The 21,343-nt window shown below is 71.7% G+C and carries 22 protein-coding genes; 13 read left to right on the top strand and 9 right to left on the bottom strand.

Features of this window, described 5'->3' with window-relative positions; genetic code table 11:
* Nucleotides 1–31 precede the first annotated feature (31 nt).
* The gene (locus Vse01_RS13600) at nucleotides 32–544 is read left to right on the top strand and encodes an HIT family protein (RefSeq protein WP_170863440.1); all 513 of its coding nucleotides are present in this window, start codon (nucleotides 32–34) and stop codon (nucleotides 542–544) included.
* Nucleotides 545–965: 421 nt separating this feature from the next.
* Nucleotides 966–1,967, top strand: coding sequence for an aldo/keto reductase (locus tag Vse01_RS13605; RefSeq protein ID WP_373870674.1), 1,002 nt, complete (start codon nucleotides 966–968; stop codon nucleotides 1,965–1,967).
* Between the two features lie 37 nt (nucleotides 1,968–2,004).
* Here Vse01_RS13605 and Vse01_RS13610 read toward each other — a convergent pair whose 3' ends face one another.
* Complete coding sequence (locus Vse01_RS13610; RefSeq protein ID WP_093404536.1) at nucleotides 2,005–4,155, bottom strand: elongation factor G-like protein EF-G2; 2,151 nt, start codon at nucleotides 4,153–4,155, stop codon at nucleotides 2,005–2,007.
* Between the two features lie 275 nt (nucleotides 4,156–4,430).
* Between Vse01_RS13610 and pgsA the strand changes: the two genes are divergently transcribed.
* From pgsA to pdxT, 6 genes are all read left to right on the top strand, one after another.
* Nucleotides 4,431–5,063 (top strand): phosphatidylinositol phosphate synthase, encoded by a 633-nt coding sequence (gene pgsA, locus Vse01_RS13615; protein WP_093404533.1) that lies wholly within the window; start codon nucleotides 4,431–4,433, stop codon nucleotides 5,061–5,063.
* Nucleotides 5,064–5,088: 25 nt separating this feature from the next.
* Nucleotides 5,089–5,967 carry a phosphatidylinositol mannoside acyltransferase gene (locus Vse01_RS13620; RefSeq protein WP_093404531.1) on the top strand — a complete coding sequence of 293 codons (879 nt, stop codon included), beginning with the start codon at nucleotides 5,089–5,091 and terminating at the stop codon, nucleotides 5,965–5,967.
* Nucleotides 5,968–5,980: 13 nt separating this feature from the next.
* Complete coding sequence (locus Vse01_RS13625; protein ID WP_093404528.1) at nucleotides 5,981–7,141, top strand: glycosyltransferase family 4 protein; 1,161 nt, start codon at nucleotides 5,981–5,983, stop codon at nucleotides 7,139–7,141.
* A 26-nt stretch (nucleotides 7,142–7,167) separates the two neighbouring features.
* Nucleotides 7,168–7,674: a hypothetical protein gene (locus tag Vse01_RS13630; RefSeq protein ID WP_093404525.1), complete on the top strand. Its 507-nt coding sequence runs from the start codon at nucleotides 7,168–7,170 to the stop codon at nucleotides 7,672–7,674.
* A gap of 146 nt (nucleotides 7,675–7,820) precedes the next feature.
* Nucleotides 7,821–8,735, top strand: coding sequence for a pyridoxal 5'-phosphate synthase lyase subunit PdxS (gene pdxS / locus Vse01_RS13635; protein WP_093404522.1), 915 nt, complete (start codon nucleotides 7,821–7,823; stop codon nucleotides 8,733–8,735).
* 1 nt (nucleotide 8,736) lies between these two features.
* Nucleotides 8,737–9,342, top strand: coding sequence for a pyridoxal 5'-phosphate synthase glutaminase subunit PdxT (pdxT, locus tag Vse01_RS13640; RefSeq protein ID WP_093404519.1), 606 nt, complete (start codon nucleotides 8,737–8,739; stop codon nucleotides 9,340–9,342).
* A 181-nt stretch (nucleotides 9,343–9,523) separates the two neighbouring features.
* Here the strand turns inward: pdxT and Vse01_RS13645 are convergent, their stop codons facing one another.
* On the bottom strand, nucleotides 9,524–10,372 hold the full coding sequence (locus tag Vse01_RS13645; RefSeq protein ID WP_232511254.1) for a helix-turn-helix transcriptional regulator: 849 nt from the start codon (nucleotides 10,370–10,372) through the stop codon (nucleotides 9,524–9,526).
* Between the two features lie 103 nt (nucleotides 10,373–10,475).
* On the opposite strand from Vse01_RS13645, the gene Vse01_RS13650 reads away from it, so the two are divergent.
* From Vse01_RS13650 to Vse01_RS13660, 3 genes are all read left to right on the top strand, one after another.
* Nucleotides 10,476–11,117: an NADPH-dependent FMN reductase gene (locus Vse01_RS13650; protein ID WP_093404514.1), complete on the top strand. Its 642-nt coding sequence runs from the start codon at nucleotides 10,476–10,478 to the stop codon at nucleotides 11,115–11,117.
* Between the two features lie 7 nt (nucleotides 11,118–11,124).
* Nucleotides 11,125–11,421 (top strand): hypothetical protein, encoded by a 297-nt coding sequence (locus Vse01_RS13655; RefSeq protein ID WP_139233142.1) that lies wholly within the window; start codon nucleotides 11,125–11,127, stop codon nucleotides 11,419–11,421.
* Between the two features lie 219 nt (nucleotides 11,422–11,640).
* A complete protein-coding gene (locus tag Vse01_RS13660) occupies nucleotides 11,641–12,390 on the top strand; it encodes a YebC/PmpR family DNA-binding transcriptional regulator (protein ID WP_093404509.1) in 750 nt (249 codons plus the stop codon).
* 142 nt (nucleotides 12,391–12,532) lie between these two features.
* Here Vse01_RS13660 and Vse01_RS29790 read toward each other — a convergent pair whose 3' ends face one another.
* Nucleotides 12,533–13,171 (bottom strand): nuclear transport factor 2 family protein, encoded by a 639-nt coding sequence (locus Vse01_RS29790; protein WP_373870671.1) that lies wholly within the window; start codon nucleotides 13,169–13,171, stop codon nucleotides 12,533–12,535.
* A gap of 200 nt (nucleotides 13,172–13,371) precedes the next feature.
* Between Vse01_RS29790 and Vse01_RS13670 the strand changes: the two genes are divergently transcribed.
* The gene (locus tag Vse01_RS13670; protein ID WP_093404826.1) at nucleotides 13,372–13,560 is read left to right on the top strand and encodes a protein-tyrosine phosphatase family protein; all 189 of its coding nucleotides are present in this window, start codon (nucleotides 13,372–13,374) and stop codon (nucleotides 13,558–13,560) included.
* Between the two features lie 17 nt (nucleotides 13,561–13,577).
* Entirely contained in the window at nucleotides 13,578–14,195 is a 618-nt protein-coding gene (locus tag Vse01_RS13675) for a ribonuclease FAU-1 family protein (protein ID WP_232511243.1), read from the top strand.
* A 149-nt stretch (nucleotides 14,196–14,344) separates the two neighbouring features.
* Here Vse01_RS13675 and Vse01_RS13680 read toward each other — a convergent pair whose 3' ends face one another.
* The 6 genes from Vse01_RS13680 to Vse01_RS13705 all read right to left on the bottom strand — a co-directional run bounded on the left by Vse01_RS13680 (nucleotide 14,345) and on the right by Vse01_RS13705 (nucleotide 21,339).
* Nucleotides 14,345–15,406, bottom strand: coding sequence for an ABC transporter permease (locus Vse01_RS13680; protein ID WP_093404506.1), 1,062 nt, complete (start codon nucleotides 15,404–15,406; stop codon nucleotides 14,345–14,347).
* A complete protein-coding gene (locus Vse01_RS13685; protein WP_093404504.1) occupies nucleotides 15,403–16,296 on the bottom strand; it encodes an ABC transporter ATP-binding protein in 894 nt (297 codons plus the stop codon). The genes Vse01_RS13680 and Vse01_RS13685 overlap by 4 nt, the downstream gene beginning before the upstream one ends.
* Before the next feature lie 81 nt (nucleotides 16,297–16,377).
* Nucleotides 16,378–17,058 (bottom strand): response regulator, encoded by a 681-nt coding sequence (locus Vse01_RS13690; protein WP_093404501.1) that lies wholly within the window; start codon nucleotides 17,056–17,058, stop codon nucleotides 16,378–16,380.
* Nucleotides 17,055–18,269, bottom strand: a complete 1,215-nt coding sequence (locus Vse01_RS13695; protein ID WP_232511253.1) for a sensor histidine kinase — start codon at nucleotides 18,267–18,269, stop codon at nucleotides 17,055–17,057. The genes Vse01_RS13690 and Vse01_RS13695 overlap by 4 nt, the downstream gene beginning before the upstream one ends.
* Before the next feature lie 483 nt (nucleotides 18,270–18,752).
* Complete coding sequence (locus Vse01_RS13700) at nucleotides 18,753–20,693, bottom strand: M48 family metallopeptidase (RefSeq protein WP_093404496.1); 1,941 nt, start codon at nucleotides 20,691–20,693, stop codon at nucleotides 18,753–18,755.
* 10 nt (nucleotides 20,694–20,703) lie between these two features.
* Nucleotides 20,704–21,339 carry a LemA family protein gene (locus tag Vse01_RS13705; RefSeq protein WP_170863429.1) on the bottom strand — a complete coding sequence of 212 codons (636 nt, stop codon included), beginning with the start codon at nucleotides 21,337–21,339 and terminating at the stop codon, nucleotides 20,704–20,706.
* Nucleotides 21,340–21,343 lie beyond the last annotated feature (4 nt).

Raw genomic sequence — 21,343 nt, forward strand, 5'->3', positions numbered from 1 at the left:
GACTGGGGCGGAGGAGCACACCGACAGGGACATGGCCGACGGGCTGGACCGGCTCTGGACGCCCCACCGGATGACGTACATCTCCGGCGAGGACCGGCCCGAGGGTGGCTACGAGCGACCCTCCGGGTGCCCGTTCTGCCTGGCCCCGGCCCGGCCCCCGGAGGAGAGCCTCGTGGTGGCGCGTGGCGGGCACGTCTTCGTGGTGCTCAACCTGTACCCGTACAACCCGGGGCATCTGCTGGTCTGCCCGTACCGGCACGTGGCCGACTACACCGACCTGGACGGGCCGGAGACCGCCGAGCTGGCGTCGTTCACCCAGGCCGCCATGCGGGTCATCCGCAAGGTGAGCAGCGCCCACGGTTTCAACCTGGGCATGAACCAGGGCGGGGTGGCCGGTGCCGGCATCGCCGCCCACCTGCACCAGCACGTGGTGCCCCGGTGGGGTGGTGACGCCAACTTCATGCCGGTGATCGGGCGTACCAAGGTCCTGCCGCAGCTGCTGGGCGACACCCGCGACCTGCTCGCCCGCGCCTGGCCCTCCTGACCACAGCCCACCTCCCGTCCGCGCCGCGCCACCCTCGCCGTTCCGGCGCCGCGCCGTCTCCCGCTCGTGTTTCGCGCCGTGTCGCCCCGGCGGTGGCAGCCCTTGGTTCGCGCCCTTTGCTCTGCTTCAACCCACGCGGAGGTTACGCAGTGAAGTCGATGCGTATCAGTAAGCAGAGCGAAGGGGATACGTCGGACAGCGGCTTCCCGGGGCCATCCGCAGGTCGCTCGCGGCGTGGCGCGGGAGTGGACGAAACGGCCCGGATCCCGCCTCCAGCCGGGTGATCCGTACGCACACCGGACCCGTACGGATGATCGTGCTGGATCTTCGTCAACGTCTGTCCGAAAGATGGCACGATGCGCCGGTGGTGGAGTCGACGCGGACGTTGGGCCGCAGCGGCATCGAGGTCAGCGCCCTGGGCATGGGCTGCTGGGCGATCGCCGGCCCGTGGGCCGAGGGGCGCATGCCGCTGGGCTGGGGCGCCGTCGACGACGAGGAGTCGGTGCGGGCGATCCGGCGCGCGGTCGACCTCGGGGTGACCCTCTTCGACACCGCCGACAGCTACGGCGCGGGACACGGCGAACGGGTCCTCGGACGGGCCCTGGCCGGCCGCCGTGACGAGGCGGTGATCGCCACCAAGTGGGGATACACGTTCGACGAGCGGACCCGGCAGGCCATCGGTCCCGACGCCTCACCGGCGTACCTGCGGCGGGCCGTGTGCGACTCGCTGCGCCGCCTCGGTACCGACCGGATCGACCTCTACCAGCTGCACCTGGCCGACCTGCCCATGCCACAGGCTCACGAGCTGATCGGCGCGTTGGAGGACCTGGTGGCCGACGGTCTGGTCCGCGCGTACGGCTGGAGCACCGACCGGGTCGACCGGGCGGCGGCCTTCGGGCACGATGCCCCGCACGCCGCCGCCGTGCAGCACAGCCTGTCGGTGCTGCGGGACGCACCCGACCTGCTCGCCGTCTGCGAGAAGTACGACCTGGCCAGCATCAACCGTGGCCCGCTCGGCATGGGGCTGCTCACCGGCAAGTACCGCCCCGAGTCGGTGCTGCCCCGCGACGACGTGCGGGGGATGACCTCGGGTTGGCTGGAGTGGTTCCGGGGCGGGCGGCCGGCGCCGGAGTGGCTGCGCCGGGTGCACGCGGTCCGGGCCACGTTGACCGCCGACGGACGCACCCTGGCCCAGGGGGCGCTGGGCTGGATCTGGGCGCGCAGCGACCGGGCCATCCCGATCCCCGGCTGCCGTACCGTCGCCCAGGTCGAGGAGAACGCCGCCGCGCTCGCTCTCGGCCCGCTCGCCCCCGACCACTTCGCCGAGGTGGAACGGCAGCTCGCCGCCGTGCGGGCCGCCGCGCTACGGGAGGCCGACCGCCCCTACTGGCCCAGCCCCATGCTTCCCACCGCCCGTCCCTGACCGGAGTCGCCTCGGGCCCGACCGGACACCGTCCGGGTCAGGTGTGCTCCTTGCGGATCTGGTCGGCCAGGTGGACGGGCATCGGGTCGTAGCGGACGAAGTGGCGCCGGAAGGTGCCGGCGCCGGAGGTCATCGCCCGCAACTCCACGGCGTAGCGCAGCAACTCCGTGGCGGGCACCTCGGCGCGTACCAGGGTGCGGCCCTCCGTGGCCGGGTCCGGTTCGGTGCCGAGCACCCGGCCGCGTCGCCCGGACAGGTCGCCCATCACCGCGCCCACGTTGACGTCTGGCACCCGTACCGTCACCTCGTCGACCGGCTCCAGCAGCGCCGGCTGCCCCCGGTCGGCGGCGTCACGCAGGGCCAGCGCCCCGGCGGTCTGGAACGCCGCGTCGGAGGAGTCCACGCTGTGCGCCTTGCCGTCGACCAGGGTGACCCGCAGGTCCATCACCGGGTGGCCGGCGACCAGGCCGCGTTCCATCTGGGCGCGGACGCCCTTCTCCACCGAGGGGATGTAGTTGTGCGGCACCGCGCCGCCGACCACCCGGTCGACGAACTCGAAGCCGCCACCGCGCGGCAGCGGCTCAACCTCGATGTCGCAGACGGCGTACTGACCATGGCCGCCGGACTGCTTGACGTGCCGGCCGTGGCCCCGGGCCGGCACGGTCAGCGTCTCCCGCAGCGCCACCCGCACCGGCTCGGTGTCCAACTCCACCCCGCCGGCGCGCAGCCGGTCGAGGACCACGTCGGCGTGCGCCTCGCCCATGCACCACAGCACCAGTTGGTGGGTCTCCGGGTTGCGCTCCAGCCGCATCGTCGGGTCGCCGGCCACCAGCCGGCCGAGGTTGCGGGCCAGGGCGTCCTCGTCGGATCGGGACTTCGCCACGATCGCCACCGGCAGCAACGGCTCCGGCATCTCCCACGGCGCGATCAGCAGCGGATTGTCCTTGGCGGAGATGGTGTCGCCGGTCTCGGCGCTGCCGGACTTGGTGATCGCGCAGATGTCACCGGCCACCGCCACGCCGACCTCCCGGAGGGTGGCGCCGAGCGGGCTGTAGAGATGGGCGATCCGCTCGTCGGCGTCGTGGTCGGGGTGCCCGCGCTCGGCCAGACCGTGCCCGGACACGTGCACGGTCTGCTCGGGGCGCAGCGTGCCGGAGAAGACCCGGACCACGCAGACCCGCCCGACATGCCGGTCGATGGTGGTCCGGACCACCTCGGCCACCAGCGGACCGTCCGGGTCGCAGGTCAGCGGCGGCCGTGGGCCGCCGTCCACCCCGGTGACCGCGGGCAGCGCGTGCTCCGGCGGGGCGGGAAAACCGGCGGTGAGCACCTCCAGCAACGCGTCCAGGCCGACCCCGGTCGCCGCGCAGACCGGCACCACCGGATAGAAGTGGCCGCGGGCGACCGCCTTCTCCAGGTCCTCCACCAGGATGCCGGCGTCGATCTCCTCACCTTCGAGGTACCGGTCCATCAGGGTCTCGTCCTCGCTCTCGGCGATGATCCCCTCGATCAGCTCGTTGCGGGACTCGACGATGGCCGGCAGGTGCTCCGGGTCGGGTTCGCGTACCTGTGACGGCAGCCCGCCCGTGTAGTCGAAGACCCGCCGCGTGATCAGCCCCAGCAGGCCGACCGTGGATTCGCCGTCGTCACCGAGCATCGGCAGGTAGAGCGGGAGCACGTTGTCGCCGAAGACCCGCTGGCACAGCGCCACCGCCTCGTCGAAGTCGGCGCGCGGATGGTCCAGTCGGGCCACCGCGACCGCCCGGGGCATGTCCACCGCCGCACACTCCTCCCACAGCGCCGCGGTGGCCGCGTCCATCCCGTCGACGGCGGAGACCACGAAGAGCGCGGCGTCGGCGGCCCGCAGCCCGGCGCGCAGCTCACCGACGAAGTCGGCATAGCCCGGCGTGTCCAGCAGGTTCACCTTGATCCCGTCGTGCACCAGCGGCGCGCAGGCCAGGGCGACCGAACGCTGTTGGCGTACGGCCGCCGGATCGTGATCGCAGACGGTGGTGCCGTCGGTGACCGAGCCGGCTCGCGGGATCGTCCCGGACGCCGCGAGCAGCGCCTCGACAAGCGTCGTCTTGCCCGCCCCGGAATGCCCGACGAGCACCACGTTGCGGATCCTGGCGGGGTCGGTCACCGCCGGTACGCCGGCGGCTCCCTTGTCCTGACTCCTCTGCGCCATCGGGCGCACCTCCCTCAGCCGGTGGTGGTGGGTGGCGACCGCCGCACGCGACGGGGATGGCCCGGGCGGGGTGCTGCGGCGATATCCTCCGGTGATTCGCTGGGAACCGGGCAGTCAACAGGCGGCGGGGTGAGCCGGGTCACCTTCTGGCTCGATCTCACACCCGATGAGGGGCCGACACAACCCTCTCCGGGCGGGCCGCCGCGCCGGCTGGGCGTGGCTGGTCAGACGGGCGGTGTCGCCGGTCGAGGGCCGACCGTTATCGTGGGACCGCCATGGCGAAGATCTTCCAAGTGTCGGCCCGCGCGGGGATGACCCGCGTCGTCGAGCCGATCGCCCGCAGCCTGCTGCGCGCGGGCGTAACTCCCAACGCGGTCACCGTCGCGGGCACCCTGGGCGTGCTCGTCGGCGCGCTCGGCCTCGGTGCCCGCGGCCATCTGGTCGCCGGTGCGCTGATCGTGACGGTCTTCGCGCTCACCGACCTGCTCGACGGGACGATGGCCCGGATGAGCGGCGGGTCGACCCGGTTCGGAGCCTTCCTCGACTCCAGCATGGACCGGGTCGCCGACAGCGCGGTGTTCGGCGCGGTCGCCTTCTACCTGGCCACCGAGGGCAACCACGCGGGCGTGGCCGCCGCGCTGATCTGCCTGGCCGCGGGCGGGCTCGTGTCGTACGTCAAGGCCCGCGCCGAAGGGCTCGGGATGACCTGCAACGTGGGCATCGCCGAGCGTACGGAGCGACTGCTGATCGTCGGTGTCGGCGGCCTGCTCGCCGGGCTCGGCCTGGCGGTGGCGCTGCCGATCGCGCTCTGGCTGCTCGCGGCGGTGTCCCTGTTCACCGTCGGCCAGCGGATGCGGCACGTCTACCGGCAGGCCCAGCAGGTCGACGTGCCGGGCGGCCAGGGGTGAGCGGCACAGCCGGACGGAGCACCGGGTGAACCTCACCGAACTCGGCTTCCTCGCCGGCTGGCGGCTGGTCCGCGCGCTACCTCGACCGGTCGCCGCCGCCGCGTTCAACGCCGGGGCCGACCGGGCCCACCGCCGCCGGGGGGCCGGTGCCACCCGGTTGCGCGCCAACCTGCGCCGGGTGGTCGGAGCGGAGCTGCCCGAGGCCGAACTCGACGACCTGGTCCGCCGGGGCCTGCGCTCGTACGCCCGGTACTGGATGGAGGCGTTCCGGCTGCCGTCGCTGAGCCGCGACCAGATTCTCGCCGGATTCCGACTGGACGGCACCGAGCTGCTCGCCGCCGACGTGGCCGCCGGACGCGGCGCGGTGGTGGCGCTGCCACACGCCGGCAACTGGGACATGGCCGGCGCGTGGGTGGTGGCGAACGGGTGGCCGTTGTCCACCGTCATGGAACGACTCAAGCCGGAGGGCGTCTACCAGCGGTTCACCGCGTTCCGGGAACGGCTGGGGATGGAGATCCTGCCCACCACCGGCGGCGTCCGGCCGCCGCTTGACGTGCTGACCGACCGGTTGGCCGCCGGGGCGGTGGTGCCGCTGCTGGCCGACCGGGATCTCTCCGCCCGGGGCGTGGAGGTGGACTTCTTCGGCGGCCGGACCCGGATGCCGGCCGGTCCGGCGTTGCTCGCGCTGCGCACCGGCGCGCCGCTGTATGTGGCGTCGATGTGGTACGAACCGGATGCGGCGTGCGCCTCGCTGGTGGGCCCGCTGCCGGTGCCGGGGCCCGAGGCGGGCACCCTCGACGTGCGGGTCCGGTCGCTGACCCAGCTGATCGCCGACGGTCTCGCGGCGGGCATCGCCCGGCATCCGGAAGACTGGCACATGCTGCAACGGATGTGGCTGGACTGAGGGGACGGGCGCAATGCGGATCGGCATCGTCTGCCCGTACTCCTTCGACGTACCCGGCGGGGTGCAGAACCATGTCATGGACCTGGCGGAGGCGCTGATCGGGCTCGGGCACGAGGTGAGCGTCCTCGCCCCGGCGGACGAGGACTCGCCGCTGCCGCCGTACGTGGTGTCGGCCGGCAGGTCGGTGCCGCTGCCGTACAACGGCTCGGTGGCCCGGATCGCGTTCGGCCCGGTCTCGACCGCCCGGGTACGCCGCTGGATCACCCGGGGCGACTTCGACGTGCTGCACGTGCACGAGCCGCTCGCGCTGAGCCTGTCCATGCTCGCCGTGCTCTCCGCCCGGGGGCCGGTGGTGGCCACCTTCCACACCGCGATGACCCGCTCCCGGATGCTCGCCGCCGCCCAGGGGGTGCTTCAGATCGTGCTGGAGCGGATCACCGCGCGGATCGCGGTGAGCGCCCTGGCCCGCAAAGTGCAGGTCGAGCACCTGGACGGCGGGGCGGTGGAGATCCCCAACGGGGTGGCGGTTGCCAAGTTCGCCGGGATCGAGCCGCTGCCCGGCTGGCCGGGGGAGTGCGGGCCGGGCACCGGCGGCACGCTCGGCTTCCTCGGCCGCTTCACCGAGTCACGCAAGGGGTTCCCGATCCTGCGCGACGCCTTCGTCGAGCTGGCCCGGCAGCGTCCCGGCCTGCGCCTGCTGGTCGCCGGTCCCGGCGACCCGGACGACCTGTTCGCCCGGTTTCCGGCTGACCTGCGGGACCGGGTCACCTTCCTCGGCCTGGTCTCCGAGGAGGAGAAGGCGCGGATGCTGCGCAGTGCGCACCTCTACGTCGCGCCGAACACCGGCGGCGAGTCGTTCGGCATGATCCTCACCGAGGCGCTCGCGGCCGGCACCACGGTCGTGGCCAGCGACCTGGACGCCTTCCGCCGGGTGCTCGACGGCGGCCGGGCCGGCCGGCTGTTCCCGACCGGCGACGCGGTGACCCTGCGTGCGACGCTGTCGCAGCTGCTCGACGACCCGGCTCAGCGGGCGGAGCTGACCGCCTGCGGTGACCAGGTGGTGGCGAATTTCGACTGGCCCGTGGTTGCCCGCCGGGTTCTGGAGGTATACGCAGCGGCGATCGAGGCCACCGACGGGCGGGTGATCGACCAGGAGTGGGTGGAGTTGACCTGATCGGCAGGGACGGGAGCAGCACTACGATGCCGGGCATGTGGTGGGTGGTGGGCGCGACGGTGGTCGTCGCCCTGGTCGCGGTGTACCTGATCTGGACCGCCGGCCGGGTCGAGCGGCTCCAGGACCGCGCCCAGCTCGCCGCCCGCGCCCTCGACGCCCACCTGCTGCGTCGGGCCGCCGCCGCGGCGGTGCTGGCTGAGCGCCGCTACGGCGTCGAGTTGTACGCGGCGGCGCGCATCGCCCTCGACGCCCAGCCGGAGGAGCGGGAGGCGGCCGAGAACGACCTGACCCGGCAGCTGCGGTCGGTGCAACTCGATCCCACCGACGCCGACTGTGAGGCGGTGATCGCCGCCAGCCGGCGGCTCGCCCTGGCCCGCCAGGTGCACACCGACCTGGTCCGTGACGCCCGGTCGGCGCGCAGCCGGCCGCTGGTGCGGCTGTTACGGATGGGACGCCGGCACACCTGGCCGCGCTACTTCGACATCGACGATCCGACCCTCACCCTCCCCGCCGCCGACGTGCCCAGCCGCTGAACCGCTCCGCCCAGCCGGCCGGGGTGCCCCAGGGTGACGGCGGACACACAGCAGGCCACCACGGGGCTGATTGGCTGTCGGAGTGGCGTTGGCCCGGGCGTAGCATCTGCGCTGCCACCTCCCGAGGACGCCTGAGGAGCGACGACGTGTCCGAGACGACTTCCCCGAACACCGCCACCCCGGTCGTCGGCACCGCGCGCGTGAAGCGCGGCATGGCCGAGATGCTCAAGGGTGGTGTGATCATGGATGTGGTCACCCCCGAGCAGGCCAAGATCGCCGAGGACGCCGGCGCGGTCGCGGTGATGGCGCTGGAGCGGGTACCCGCGGACATCCGTGCCCAGGGTGGGGTGTCCCGGATGAGCGACCCCGACATGATCGACGGCATCATCAACGCGGTCTCCATCCCGGTGATGGCCAAGGCCCGCATCGGCCACTTCGTCGAGGCGCAGATCCTCCAGTCCCTCGGGGTCGACTACGTCGACGAGTCCGAGGTGCTCACCCCGGCTGACTACGCCAACCACATCGACAAGTGGGCGTTCACCGTGCCGTTCGTCTGCGGCGCGACAAACCTTGGCGAGGCGCTGCGTCGGATCACCGAGGGGGCCGCGATGATCCGCTCCAAGGGCGAGGCCGGCACCGGCGACGTCTCCAACGCCACCACCCACATGCGGAAGATCCGCCAGGAGATCCGCCGCCTGACGTCCCTGCCGGCCGACGAGCTGTTCGTCGCGGCGAAGGAGTTGCAGGCGCCGTACGAGCTGGTCAAGGAGATCGCCGAGACCGGCAAGCTGCCGGTGGTGCTCTTCACCGCCGGTGGCATCGCCACCCCGGCCGACGCGGCGATGATGATGCAGCTCGGCGCCGAGGGGGTCTTCGTCGGCTCCGGCATCTTCAAGTCCGGCAACCCGGCCCAGCGGGCCGCCGCGATCGTCAAGGCGACCACCTTCCACGACGACCCGGACGTGCTGGCCAAGGTGTCCCGTGGCCTCGGCGAGGCGATGGTCGGCATCAACGTCGACGACATCCCGCAGCCGCACCGCCTCGCCGAACGCGGCTGGTGACGTGGCGGCACCCGTGATCGGTGTGCTCGCCCTCCAGGGCGACGTCCGCGAACACGTCACGGCGCTGACCGCGGCGGGCGCGCAGGCCCGTCCGGTACGCCGACCGGCGGAACTGGACGCGGTCGACGGCCTGGTCATCCCGGGCGGGGAGTCCACCACGATCAGCAAGCTGGTCGACATCTTCGAGCTGCGCGACCCGATCGACAAGCGGATCGCCGCCGGCATGCCGGTCTACGGCTCCTGCGCCGGGATGATCATGTTGGCCACCGAGGTGCTCGACGGCCGGCCGGATCAGCGCGGCTTCGACGGCATCGCGATGACCGTCCGCCGCAACGCGTTCGGTCGGCAGGTCGACTCCTTCGAGGCGCCGGTGGAGATCACCGGCGTACCGGGTGGGCCGCTGCACGCGGTCTTCATCCGCGCGCCCTGGGTCGAGCGGGTCGGCGAGGGCGTGGAGGTGCTCGGCACGGTGGCCGACGGACCGGCCGCCGGCCGGATCGTCGCCGTACGCCAGCACAACCTGCTGGCCACCTCCTTCCACCCGGAACTCACCGGCGATCCCCGCCTGCACGCCTACTTCGTAGACCTGGTCCGCACCGCCCCCTGACCCGCGCCGCCCGCCTGACCACGCGTGCCGCCCGCCGGGCACGTGAGGCAGCAACATCGGGGATGCTGCTGGCTCGACTCGCTTCGAGGCAGCAACATCCCTGAAACTGCTCGGATCTTCGCGGTGAGGGTCGGCGACGGCGGTGAGGGGCGGTGGTGGGGCGGTGGTTGTGTCTCAGCCCTCAGCCGGCGACGGAGCGGAGGCTGCCGGGGCGGCGGCCCAGGAGGCGGTCCAGCGCCGCGGTGCTCTCCGCGTCGGTGGGCTGCTGCACCACCAGTCGCTGCTGGTCGTCGGCGAGCTCTAGGGTCTCGTACGACAGCCGCAGTGGCCCCACCTCCGGATGCCGCAGCCAGCGCACCCCGCTCGGCTGCACGGCGACCGGTCGGCGCTGCCACCGGGACTGGAACGGTTCCCCGACGGTACGGTCGAGCCGTTGGGCGAACGCGTCGGCGGCGGGGTCGCCTCCGCGCAGCCGGTGCAGGTCGGCGACCTGCTGGTCGGCGAGGTCGGCCCAGTCGGGAAAGTGCTCCGGGGCGCGTTCGTCGGCGAAAACGAACCATACGAGGTTGGGCCGCTCGTCATCGAGCAGGCCCAGCGGCCGGGCCAACCTGTCGAACGGCCCGTTCCAGGCCAGCACGTCGCCGATTCGGTTGATCAGGTACGCCGGCCGGTCCCGTAGCGCCTCCAGCAGCGTCCGGACCTGTGGGCGGACGGTACGCGACACGGTCGGCCGCCCACCCGCGCACAGTTGCCGGCGGTGGTCGACCGACGCGAGTTGCTGAAGGTGCCGCCGGTCGGCGTCGTCGAGGCGTAGCGCCTCGGCCAGGGCGGCGAGGATGCCCGGTGACGGGCGGGTGTCCCGGCCCTGTTCGAGCCGGGTCAGGTATTCCACGCTGACCTGGGCCAACGTGGCCAACTCCGCACGCCGCAGGCCGGGCGTACGCCGCCGGCCGTTGGTGGGTAGCCCCACCTGCTCGGGCCGTAGCGCCTCCCGTCGGCTGCGGAGGAACGCGCCCAACTCGCCGTCCATCACGCGTCCAGTCTGCCGCGCCCGTGGCCCGGGAGCATGTCCCCGCCAGGGCTACCCTCCCGCCGGTCTCCCCGAGTGCTTCTGACGGCGGTGGGATCGGCTCATGAACAGAACACGACAGCACGGACCGATCAAGGTGGGCCTGGTCGTCGGCAGCAGTCGCCCGGGGCGACGTGGCCCGGCGGTGGCGGGATGGGTGGCCGAGACGACGGCCCGGCATCCGGCGGCGCGAGCGGGTGAGGTGACCGTCGAACTTGTCGATCTCGCCGAGCAGCGGCTGCCGATGCTCGACGAACCGGTGCCGGCGAGGTTCGGCGACTACCGTCACGATCACACCCGCCGCTGGTCGACGGTGGTGGCGGCGTACGACGCGTACGTCTTCGTCACCCCGGAGTACAACAGCTCGGTCCCGGCGGTCCTCAAGAACGCCATCGACTATCTCGACGCCGAGTGGCGCGGCAAGCCGGCCGGTGTGCTCACCTACGGCGTACGCGGGGGCGGGCGGGCGGCCGAGCACCTGCGACCGATTCTCGCCGAGGTGGGCATGGAGGTCCTACCGGCCCATGTCGAGTTGGGGCTGTTCACGGACTTCGACTGGACCGGTGCGGATCGGTCGGACCCGACCGCCGACGGTCGGATCTCGCCCGGCGAAGACAGGGCGGCGATGATCACGGCAATGCTCACCGAACTCCTCGCTGCGGTCCGGGCTGCGGGTCGGGACGCGGTCCCGGCTGGTGGCCGGTGAGCTGGCCATGGAGACGCTTCTGATCACGTATCGCGTCCGCCCGGACCGCCTCGACGAGCATCTGACCCTGCTCGACGCGGTGCACCGCGACCTGGCCCGGCTGGATGCGCCCGGATTCCGCTATCTGACCCTGCGGCTCGACGACGGGCTCAGCTTCGTCGACGTCGTCATGGGCCCGGAACTACCCCAACCGCTTCCGTCGCTGGAATCCTTCGGCCGTTTCCGGGCCGGACTGGAGGAGCGGTGCGAGCAGCGGAGCACCGCCGGTTTCACAGTCCTGGGGTCGTACGGCATGGGTGGGTGACTTCGTCCGCTTTGTGTCGACCGGGGGAGAGCGGGCCGACGGCTGACGTGCGGCGGGTGACGACCACCCGCCGCACGTCGGTAGGATTGTCGAGATTCGGCAGGGCCATCTGGCCGCCACTGCTTCCACCAGAGCTGACCGGCACCACCGTGTGCGCCGGTGCGGAGCGGGGCGCTCGGTGCGGTCGATGCAGACGGCGGGTAGCAACGGAGGTAACAGATGTCCGGCCACTCAAAGTGGGCGACGACCAAGCACAAGAAGGCGGTCATCGACGCCAAGCGCGGCAAGATGTTCGCCAAGCTGATCAAGAACGTGGAGGTCGCGGCGCGTACCGGTGGCGGTGATCCGGCCGGTAACCCGACGCTCTACGACGCGATCCAGAAGGCCAAGAAGAACTCGGTCCCCAACGACAACATCGACCGGGCCGTCAAGCGCGGCTCCGGCCTGGAGGCCGGCGGCGCCGACTACCAGACGATCATGTACGAGGGGTACGGCCCGAACGGTGTCGCGCTGCTGATCGAGTGCCTGACCGACAACCGCAACCGCGCCGCCACCGAGGTACGCACCGCGCTGACCCGCAACGGCGGCTCGTTCGCCGACGCCGGCTCCGTGTCGTACATGTTCTCCCGCAAGGGCGTGGTGATCGTGCCCAAGGCCGGCACCACCGAGGACGACGTGATGATGGCCGTCCTCGACGCCGGCGCCGAGGAGGTCAACGACCTCGACGAGGCGTTCGAGGTGGTCTCCGAGCCGGGTGACCTGCTCGCCGTGCGGACCGCGTTGCAGGACGCCGGCATCGAGTACGAGTCGGCCGAATCCTCCCTGATCCCCAGCGTCAACGTGCCGCTGGACGAGGAGGGCGCGCGCAAGGTCTTCAAGCTGATCGACGTCCTGGAGGACTGCGACGACGTGCAGAACGTCTACGCCAACTTCGACGTCTCCGACGAGGTCATGGCCGCTGTCGGCTGACCCCGACTACGAGTCGAAGGCGCTGACCCCACCGGGCAGGCCGGCTGGCGCGGTCGCGGTAACCGCAATCTTGGACAGTTTCTGCTAGCGCGTAACGGAATTTGTCCAAGATTGCGAGCCCTGCCCTGCCCGTCCCGCACTGTCAGGGGAAGAGCGAGGTCGGTGGGAGAAATCTGCCCTCGGTGCTGTGGGAGTAGTCGCGGGACTCGGTGACCAGGCCGTCGGCGTCGAAGCGGACCACAGTGCAGCCGGAGATGGTGACCGGCTCGTCGTACGGGTAGGTGACCGCCCAGTACTCGATGGCGGCCGTGTCGCCGTCGACCCGTGGTTCGCCGAACCAGACCTCCGCCGGCCGGGTCTCCTCGCCGAAACACTCCTCGACGTAGGCGCGTAGCCCGGCCCGGCCCCGGTACGGGCGGAACATCGACGCCCAGTGGTCGCCGTCCTCCGCCTGCCGGTCTACGATCCTCGCCACGTCCCGGGCGGGCCAGCCCTGCGTCCAGGCGTCCGCCCACAGTCGGGCGGCATCCCGTACGTCCATGATCGTGCTCCTCGTGTCCAGGGGTGCTGGATTTCTACCGTCGGCGTGTGACACTCGCGGGCGCGTCGTCCCGCTGAGCCGTGGGGCGGCCCAGCCCAGGAAGCGGTCGAACAACTCAGCAGGCGTCGGCGGCCGACCTCCGGCCAGCCACAGCAGATCCCCGGTGGCGTCGAACAACTGACCGGCCAGGTAGATCGAGAGGCCGACCCGGTCCGGGCCGTACTCGTGACGTAGCAGCATCCGTGCGGTCGGGCACGGCCAGGCGGCGGTACACGCCGCGCAGCACCAATCGGGCCGCCGAGGCAGGTGCCGGTGCACCCGATGCAACCGACTCAGCGGCTGGCTGCCGCGCGAGAGATGGGGTTGGGACATACCCCATACGGTGACCCATGGGGTTGACCCGAGTCAAGGAGCCGGGGCAACTGTCTACCGTCCGCCTTATGGAGCTGGTGGGCGCGCATGAGATCCGGATCATGCTCGGTGGCATCAGCAAGCAGCGCGTCTATGTGATCACCAGTCATCGGAACTTCCCCGAGCCGGTAGCGGATCTTATGCAGGGTAAGGTGTGGCGGAAGGCAGATGTGCAGGCGTGGATCCGGGAGCATCGGCCGGAACTGGCGGGGGAGTGACCCCGACACCCGAGCCGGTGACCGAACGCTTCGCACCGGGTGACGTGGTGGTGCGGCGGGAGATCCTGCTCGGTGAGGTGTGGTTCGGCTGCCCGACGATCTGCGTCGAGGATTCACCCGGCCTGCTCGCGCTCTACCTGCCGACCGGTGCCGAGTTCGGTTTCCCCGAGTCTGGTGAGTTCCCGTGTGGCCGGCACCCGTGGCAGCTCGCCGGGCACACCGCCTGGACCGGCCACGGCAAGCTGATGCTGCAACGGCCCGGCGAGGCGCACTCGGTCGACGTGTTCTGGTCCGGCCCGGAGCGCACCCTCGCCGGCTGGTACTTCAACCTCCAGGATCCGTTTCGGCGTACGCCGATCGGGGTGGACACCCTCGACCACGAACTTGACCTGTGGTGGGCGGCGGACGCCGACCGGTACGTCTTCAAGGATGTGGAGATGTTCGCCCAGCGGTTGGTGGAGGGGCGCTACCCGGGCCAGGGCGAGGCGATCCGCGCCGAGGGTGACCGGATCGCCGCCCTGCTCGACGCCGGTGAGCGCTGGTGGGACGAGTCCTGGTCGACCTGGCGACCCGACCCCGCCTGGCCCGTCCCCCACCTCCCCGCCAACTGGGCAGCCATCCCACCCCACCGCTGACCGTCTGCACCCGCCGGTGGCAACTTCAGGGAAACTGCCGCATCGCGCGGCTCTGCGGCAGCAAGTTCGGGGATACTGCTGCATCGCGCGGTGCTCAGGCGGCAACTTCGGGGAAACTGCTGCCTGAGCGTCGCGCTGAGGCGGCGACCTCAGCCCAGGGTTTCGCGCTCGCGCCAGGCGGTGCGGATCGAGGTGCGGCCGTTGGTGCGCAGCAGCGAACCCTCGTACACCCGGGCTCCGGCGAGCAGGAAACCGGCCGCCGCGACCAGGAGCAGGGCCAGCGAAACGACAAGTTCCCAGCCGGCGGCGTCCCCGGTGAACAGCCGCAGCGGCATCGCCGTCGGCGAGGAGAATGGCAGGTAGGACAGCACCCGCATGGCGGTGACGTTGTCGTTGAGGAAGATCACCGCGAAGAACGGCAGCATCACCGCGAGCTGTACCGGCATCGACACGCCACCGATGTCCTCCAGCCGGTTGACAAGCGCACCGGCCGCCGCCCACATCGACGCGATCAGCACGAAGCCGAGCAGGAAGAACGGCACGAACCAGCCGATCGCCGGCCCGAGCAGCGAGAGCAGCCCGCCGCTGTCGCCGAACGCCATGCCGGCCACCGCGACCACGGCCACCAGGCCGATCTGCCCGAGCGCCAGGATCGTACCGGCGAGCATCTTCCCAGCCAGCAGGGCGCGGACCGGCACCGCGGCGACGAGGATCTCCACGATCCGGGTCTGCTTCTCCTCGATGATGCTCTGCGCGATCTGCACCCCGAACGTCTGGGAGGTGATGAAGAAGATGAAGGCGAAGGCGAACGGCACCAGGAAGGCCACCACCGGGTCCACCGCGTCCGGGTTCAGCAGCCGGACCGGCGGCTCGGTGCTCAACGCGGAGACCACGTCGTTGGGGGCGTCGTCCATGGCGAGCACGGCCGGGCCGGCGACCACCGCGGCGTCCGCGTCGCCGTCGCGGACCGCCTGCTCGGCGGCGGCGTCGTCGGGTACGGCGAGCACCTCCAGCCCCGCCGCCCGCAACGGGCCGGCCGCCGCTTCGGTCACGGCCACCGTCGACGGCCCGCCGGACAGCAGCGGCGGCAGGATCGTCGCCGCCGCCGCGATCAGCAGGAAGACGGCAGTGCTGATCAGGAAGGTACGGTCGCGCAGTTTGACCCGGATCTCCCGGGCGGCGACGAGGCGGGTGGCCTGCATGGCGTTCACTTGGCGACCTCTCGGAAGATCTCGGCGAGGGAGGGGGTGACCGGGCGGAACGCGCGGACCGGGCCGCGCTCCAGCGCGGCGCGCAGCACGGGCTGTTCGTCGGTGCCGACGGCCAGGTCGAACACGGCGCGCGCACCGTCGAGGTCCACCAGGCTCACCCCGGGCTGGTCGCGCAGCCAGCCGGCGTCGGTCTCCACCACCAGCTCAAAACGGGGCGTGGTGTACGCCGAGCGCAGCTGCTCCCGGCTGCCGGCGGCGCGGATCGAGCCGTCCGAGATGATCACCAGGTCGTCGCAGAGCCGTTCGACCACGTCGAGCTGGTGGCTGGAGAAGAGCACCGGAGCCCCGGCCGCCGCCCGCTCCCGCAGCACGCCGACAACCGTGTCGACGGCCAGCGGATCGAGGCCGGAGAAGGGCTCGTCGAGGACCAGCACCTCGGGGTCGTGCACCAGCGCGGCGGCGATCTGCGCGCGCTGCTGGTTGCCCAGGGACAGCGTCTCCAGCAGGTCGTTCCCCCGCTCGGCGAGTCCGACCCGCTCCAGCAGCCCGTCGGTGGCGCGCCGAGCGGCGTCGGCGGTCAACCCGTGCAGCTGACCCAGGTAGGTGACCTGCTCACGGACGCTCATCTTCGGGTACAGGCCGCGCTCCTCGGGCATGTACCCGAAGCGTCGCCGAGCGTCCCGGCTCAGCGGTTCACCCTGCCACGTCACCTGGCCGGCGTCCGCGGCGAGCACCCCGAGGATGATCCGCATGGTGGTGGTCTTGCCGGCGCCGTTGCCGCCGACGAAGCCGGTCATCCGGCCGGCGACGACGTCGAAGGAGACGTCCTTGAGTACCTGGCGACCGCCGAAGCTGCGGTCGACGCCGTCGAGGCGGAGCACGCTGGTCATGGCGTAACGGTAGGTCGTCGGAGGCTGGCCGCCGTCCGCCCGCGGACGGAGATCATGACTCCCCCTCGCGGCGGAGGTCGCTCACCCGCCGGGCCGGACCACCCCGTGCTCGTACGCGAAGACCACCGCCTGCACCCGGTCGCGCAGACCCAGCTTGGCCAGCACCCGGCTGACGTGTGACTTCACCGTCGCCTCGCCCAGGTGCAGGCTGGCGGCGATCTCGGCGTTGCTGGCGCCCCCGGCGACGAGCACCAGGACCTCGCGTTCCCGGGGTGTCAGGCTGTCCAGCGCCGCCTCCGATGCCACGTCGTCACCGGGCTGGCTGCCCGGGCGGGCGAAGGTGGCGATCACCCGCCGGGTGAGTTCCGGCGCGAGCAGGCCGTCCCCGCGGGCCACCACCCGGATCGCGTCGACAAGGGCCTCCGGTGTGCCGTTCTTGAGCAGGAAGCCACTGGCCCCGGCGCGTAGCGCGGCGAACAGGTAGTCGTCGCGGTCGAACGTGGTCAGCATCAGCACGGCCGGCCCGCCCGGCTCGTCGTCGCCGGCGCTGATCCGCCGGGTGGCTTCCAACCCGTCCACGCCGGGCATCTCCACGTCCATCAGCACCACGTCCGGACGCAGCGCCCGGGTCATGCCGACTGCCCGCTCCCCGTCGGCGGCCTCGCCGACCACCTCGATGTCGTCCTCGATCTCCAGAATGACCCGGAAGCCGGTACGCACCAGATGGTGGTCGTCGGCGAGAAGCACTCGGATCGGATTCACGCCGGACTCCCCGCCGGTAGCGGGAAGCGGACCCGCACCCGCCAACCACCGCCGGTACGCGGACCCACCTCCAGTTCGCCGCCGTGGGTCGCGACCCGTTCCCGCATCCCGATCAGTCCCAGCCCGTCGGCGTTCGCCGAGCGGCTGGCCCGGCCGTCGTCGCTCACCTCAACCTCCATCTCCTGCGCCAGATAACGGATCCGGACGTCGAGCAGACTCGCCCCGGTGGCGTGCTTCAACACGTTCGTCACGGCCTCCTGCACCACCCGGTACGCGGCCTGGGAGACCGATTCCGGCAACGGCTGTGGATCGCCGTACACCCCAAGGGTGGCGCGTAGCCCGGCCTCGCCGGCCCGGTCCACCAGGGCGGCTATCCGGTCGATTCCGGCCGGCTGCCGGGTGTTCTCCGCGTCGCCGTCGCGGGCCCGCAGCACGCCGAGCATCCGGCGCAACTCGTCGACCGCTTGCCGGGCGGTCTCCTCGATGGAGACGAGAGCGGTGCGGGCCTTCGCCGGATCCTTGTCGAAGACCCGGCGACAGGCCGCTGCCTGCACCCCCATCACCGACACGTGGTGGGCGACCACGTCGTGCAGCTCACGGGCGATCCTGACCCGCTCGCCGACCACCGCGTGCTCGCGTACCTCGGCCTGTGACCGGCGTAGCCGTTCTGCCTGCTCGGCCAGCTGGTGCTCACGGCGGGCGGCCACCCAGGCGGTCTCGCCGAAGAAGTACGCGAACCCGAAGTACAGCGCGTTGACCAGGACACCTGTGACGATCGCGGCGAGCACCGGGGGGACCGGGCCGACCGCGTCGGCAAAGTCCTCCGTGGTGAGCGTGCGGTAGTTGATCGACAGGGCGATCCCCATCCAGGTGAACATCGCAACGATCACGCCGATCCGTAGTCGGCGGGACAACCGGCGGTCCCGGCCCCAGGCACCCAGCGTGTAGATGGCGATGAACAGCGCCCAGGTGGAGAGCTGCCACTCGGGGACGGCGCGCACCTGCGAACCGATGAACGCGGCCGACACGGCCAGCGTGGCGGCGACGGGGAAGCGGCGGCGCCAGATCAACGGCAGCGGCACCGCGACGGTCCAGAAGAGCTGCTCGACACCGGACGGCGGTGGGCCCAGCAAGAATGCCCCGGTGCTGCGGGCCAACGTCAGGCTGAGCAGGGCGAGGGCCGTCGCCGCCAGACCGGCGAACAGGTCCAGCCGTCGCTGCTCCGGCGTCGGCCCCGGCCGTCGCCACTCGTCACTGCTCTCGGCCCGCCGCCACGCGTCGGTGGACTCGGCAGGCTGCCGCCACTCGTCAGCGGTCTCGGTGCTCACCCTGGGCAGCATGCCATCCCCTCGCCGCCCGCCCGTCGTGTCGGGTGAGCCCGGGTGGCCGGTCCGCTCACCGCAGGCCGTCCCCGCCGCCGTACCGCGACCTCACGGACAGTGCTGCCCGGCCTCCCTCAATCATCTACCCCGCGCTCCCTTTGCTCTGCTTCAACCGGCGCAACACTCACGGAAAGTATCAGCGGGTGTGGCATGTGGGGCCGAGGGCGGACGCAGCCTGCCTGCTCAAGCGCTAGTGCGTGGGTTGAAGCAGAGCAAAGCGTGTGCAGTGGAGTAGGGGTAGGTTCCGTTTTTTGTCACGCACAGTGAAAACCACGCTCTGTGTTGGTTGCCGAGAAGATCGAGCGGGGCGGGTCAACCAGTGACGGGGCCGACCATCGGTGGCAGCGGGCAGTGCAGCAGACCGCAGATCGTTCGCAGCAACTCGATCTCGGGTACGGTCATCGTCCCGTCGTGGCTGATCACCGCGACAATGGCCGCCACCAGCCGTTCCTTGTCGGCCGGTCGCAACCCGTCGAGCACCGGCCACGCGGTCTCCAGGGCGAGCACGCCGTTCTCCGGCGGCGCGTACGGCAGGTTCGCGCCGGGCAGCAGCGTGCCGACTCCGGCCTGGAAGGCCCGTTCCGCTTCGGGGCGGTCCGGGTGCCCGACCTGCGCGAGAATGGCCAGCAGGGTGGCCGCCGCCGACCGCGCGTCGATGAGTTTGCGCCGGTCGGTACGCCAGCGGGAGTCCGGCCGCAGCGACTCCTCCAACTCGGCCAGCAGCAGCCGGGAGAGACAGTACTCGGTCACGTTGATCGCGCCGTCCGCCTGGATCAACGTGAACACGGCCGCCAGCAGTGACTCCAGCTCGGCGTCCGGACGCTCGCGCAGCGCCGGGAAGGCCAGCTCGGCCAGCGGCAACCGCAGCTCGGCGGGGAACTCGACCAGGTCGTCCGCCGCCCGCCGGGCGGCGTCGGCCAGTTCCTGGCCGTGCCGCTGGGCCACTGCGGCGTACTGGTGCTGCTGGACCGCCGGCTCGGCGCTGAGCAGCAGACCGAGCAGCAGCGGTACGGCCGCCTGTCGATCGCGGGCCCGGTCGAGCAGCGGATCCGGGATCCGGTCGAGGATCGCCGCGGCGTGGGCGTAGGCGCTGTCGGTCGGCGCGGCCACCCGGCCCAACACCTCCTCCGGTGCGACGGGTACCCGCTCGCCGGGTTCCGCCGGCCCGGGCCGAGCCGGCGGCGTCCGCCCCGGCGCCAGTCCCATGGCGATGTCCTCCTGGCGGCCCGACGGGGGCGCCGCCGCCCACTGCCGCGACAACTGTCGCAGCTGGGCCGGGTCGAACGACGGCTCCAGTGCCTTGATCCGGTCGGCCAGCGGGGGATGGGTGGCGAACCAGGACGTCCGGGCGGCCTCGCCGAAGAGCATGTGCCCCACCTCGTCGCGCTTCGGCGACTTCAGCTCGGACCCGGCGCTGAGACCCCCGATCTTCTTCAGCGCCCCGGCGATGCCCTGGGTCTGGCGGGTGTACTGCACGGCCGAGGCGTCGGCGAGGTACTCCCGCTGCCGGGAGACCGACGCCTGGATGAGCCGCCCGGCGAGCACGCCGACGTAGCCGGCCACCAGCAGGGCCAGGCCCACCAGCGCCAGTGGGGCGGCGCTGCCGCCGCTGTTGTTGCCGCGTGACCGGCCGCCGCCGATGACCCCGGCGCGGGCCAGCCCACGGCCAATTACGGTCAGGAAGAGGATGCCGAACAGCAGGCCCATCAGCCGGATGTTGAGCCGCATGTCGCCGTTGACGACGTGACTGAACTCGTGGGCGATCACCCCCTGGAGTTCGTCGCGGTTGAGTCGCTGCAAGGCGCCCCGGGTGACGGCGACGGCCGCGTCGGACGGGGTCCACCCGGCGGCGAAGGCGTTGATCGCCGTCTCCTCCGGCAGTACGTAGACCTCGGGGACGGGTACCCCGGAGGCCAGCGCCATCTCCTCCACGACGTTGCGCAACCGGCGCAGCTCCGGATCGGTGGTGTTCGCCGGTACCGGCACCCCACCCAGCTCGCGGGCCACCTTCCCGCCGCCGCCGCGCAACGCGAGCGTACGGACCAGGGCGGCCAGCCCGATCGCGGCGAGGGTGGCGACGGTGACCATGGCGATGAACCCGGCGAGCTGGGCGGGATCGGCGGCGGTGGCGTTGAAGGCGAACAACGCCGCGATGTTCACCACCACCACGATCCCGAACACAGCCAGCACGAACAGCAGCACCAGCCGGGTCGACAGCCGACGCACCTGGCGCTGTCGTTCGAAGAAATTCATCGGAACCCGATCAGAACGAGACCTGCGGCGCCTGGCGCTGCTGCGGGTCGTCCGGCTGGAACAGCTCCGCCGGGCCGAACGAGAACATCCCCGCCACCACGCTGGACGGGAACACCTCGCGCTTGTTGTTGTAGGCCATCACGGCGTCGTTGTACGCCTGCCGGGCGAAGGCCACCCGGTTCTCCGTCGAGGTCAGTTCCTCCGACAGTTGCATCATGTTCTGGTTGGCCTTGAGGTCCGGGTACGCCTCGGAGAGCGCGAACAGCCGACCCAGGGTGGCGGTGAGTGCGTTCTCCGCCCCGCTGAGCTGCTGCATCGCGGCCGGGTCGCCGGGGGCTGCGGCGGCGGTGGCCTGTGCGTTGACGGCGGCGTTGCGGGCGTTGATCACCGCTTCGAGGGTCTCCCGCTCGTGCTTGAGGTAGCCCTTGGCGGTCTCGACCAGGTTGGGGATCAGGTCGTGCCGCCGGACGAGCTGCACGTCGATCTGGGCGAAGGCGTTGCGGTACGCGTTGCGGGCCCGGACCAGCCCGTTGTAGATCGACACGCCGAAGCCGAGCACCGCCACGACGATCAACACCAGGCACACCAGTCCGATGATCAGTTCCACGGCTGCTCCCTCGGTGGGATCGGTTCTTCCGCTGATCATCGTA

This window comes from Micromonospora sediminimaris, assembly GCF_016863575.1.
GTDB lineage: Bacteria > Actinomycetota > Actinomycetes > Mycobacteriales > Micromonosporaceae > Micromonospora > Micromonospora sediminimaris.